Raw genomic sequence first — 2,350 nt, 5'->3', positions numbered from 1 at the left:
AAAAAAAAGAGTCTCACTCCATGTTGGAATAAGACTCCTTTAAAGGTTGGCGTCGACCTACTCTCCCACATTTCTGCAGTACCATCGGCGCTAACGGGCTTAACTTCTCTGTTCGGAATGGGAAGAGGTGGAACCCCGTCGCTATAAACACCTAAAATCGTTTGTTGACTTTTCTTGTTAATCATCTTTTTTTCTGATTAACTGTCAAACTAATATCATAGACACATTGAAAGTAAAATAAAAGAACCAAATCTCGTAAGATTCAGCGATTGACCTCGCCACTCAGAAGCTTTCGGGTAATTAGTATTGCTCGACTTTGATGTTACCACCTTTACATCTGCAACCTATCAACGTTATCGTCTCTAACGACCCTTAAAGGAAATCTCATCTTGAGGTAGGCTTCGTGCTTAGATGCTTTCAGCACTTATCCCTGCCCAACGTAGCTACTCTGCTATGCAGCTGGCGCCACAACAGATACACTAGAGGTTAGTCCAACCCGGTCCTCTCGTACTAGAGTCAGATCCTCGCAAATTTCCAACGCCCACAACAGATAGGGACCGAACTGTCTCACGACGTTCTGAACCCAGCTCGCGTGCCACTTTAATGGGCGAACAGCCCAACCCTTGGGACCTTCTCCAGCCCCAGGATGTGACGAGCCGACATCGAGGTGCCAAACCGCTCCGTCGATATGAGCTCTTGGGAGCGATCAGCCTGTTATCCCCGGAGTACCTTTTATCCTTTGAGCGATGGCCCTTCCATACGGAACCACCGGATCACTATGCTCTACTTTCGTACCTGCTCGACCTGTATGTCTCACAGTCAAGCACCCTTGTGCCATTGCACTCTTCAGACGATTACCAAACGTCTTGAGGGTACCTTTAGAAGCCTCCGTTACTCTTTTGGAGGCGACCACCCCAGTCAAACTACCCACCACACACTGTCCGTCGTTAGACGTTAGACTTCAGATAAGCAAAGGGACGTATTTCAAGGATGACTCCACAACACCTGGCGGCGCTGCTTCATAGTCTCCGTCCTATCCTACACATCACTTACCCAAAATCAATGTGAAGCTGCAGTAAAGGTTCACGGGGTCTTTCCGTCCCGTTGCGGGTAATCGGCATCTTCACCGATACTACAATTTCACCGAGCTCATGGCTGAGACAGTGCCAGATCGTTACACCATTCGTGCAGGTCGGAACTTACCCGACAAGGAATTTCGCTACCTTAGGACCGTTATAGTTACGGCCGCCGTTTACTGGGGCTTCATTTCAGACCTTCGCTTGCGCTAAGCCCTCCACTTAACCTTCCAGCACCGGGCAGGTGTCAGGCCTTATACTTCATCTTTCGATTTTGCAAAGCCATGTGTTTTTGGTAAACAGTCGCCTGGGCCATTTCACTGCGGCCTCCCGAAAGAGGCGTCCTTTCTCCCGAAGTTACAGGACCATTTTGCCGAGTTCCTTAGCCATGAATCACTCGAGCGCCTTAGTATTCTCTACTTGACTACGTGTGTCCGTTTGCGGTACGGGTCTCTATAACCTGAAGCTTAGAGGTTTTTCTTGGAAGTAAAATTACATGCACTATCCGCGCTGCCGTAGCATTGCGGTACTATCAGATTTCAGCTCAACCAGCGGATTTGCCTACCGGTCTCATCACATACGTCCTTCAACGAACTATTCCGTCAGTTCGCGGCATTGTCATCTCTTCGTCACCCCATCGCAGTTATAGAAAGTACCGGAATATTAACCGGTTGTCCATCGAGTTCGCCCTTCGGCTACCCCTTAGGTCCCGACTTACCCTGATCCGATTAGCGTTGATCAGGAAACCTTAGTCTATTGGCGTGCGGGTTTCTCGCCCGCATTATCGTTACTTATGCCTACATTTGCTTTTCTAAAAGCTCCACAATACATTACCATACTGCTTCTGCGCCGTTAGAATGCTCCCCTACCAGTTAGAATAAATTCTAAATCCATAGCTTCGGTGGTATATTTATGCCCGATTATCATCCACGCAAGATCGCTCGACTAGTGAGCTGTTACGCACTCTTTAAATGAATGGCTGCTTCCAAGCCAACATCCTAGCTGTCTAAGCAATCTCACCTCGTTTGTTCAACTTAACATACACTTGGGGACCTTAGCTGATGGTCTGGGTTCTTTCCCTCTCGTCCGTGGACCTTAGCACCCACGGGCTCACTGCCAGATATAAGTTATAGCATTCGGAGTTTGTCTGGATTTGATAGGCGGCGAAGCCCTCGCATCCAATCAGTAGCTCTACCTCTATAACTCTCGACTCTGACGCTGCACCTAAATGCATTTCGGGGAGTACGAGCTATTTCTCAGTTTGATTGGCCTTT

2 rRNA genes are annotated in these 2,350 nt (G+C 48.3%); both read right to left on the bottom strand.

Going from position 1 to position 2,350, the window contains the following annotated elements:
* Positions 1-44 precede the first annotated feature (44 nt).
* Positions 45-155: ribosomal RNA gene (rrf, locus tag JCM15579_RS19880) — 5S ribosomal RNA — on the bottom strand.
* A 124-nt stretch (positions 156-279) separates the two neighbouring features.
* Positions 280-2,350, bottom strand: a 23S ribosomal RNA gene (locus JCM15579_RS19875); the annotation flags it as partial.

Origin of the sequence: Marinifilum fragile JCM 15579 (assembly GCF_001310955.1) — a bacterium.
GTDB classification, from domain to species: Bacteria; Bacteroidota; Bacteroidia; order Bacteroidales; family Marinifilaceae; genus Marinifilum; species Marinifilum fragile.
Note: the sequence above shows the minus strand (reverse complement) of the source record. Positions and strands in the feature narration are given on the sequence as shown.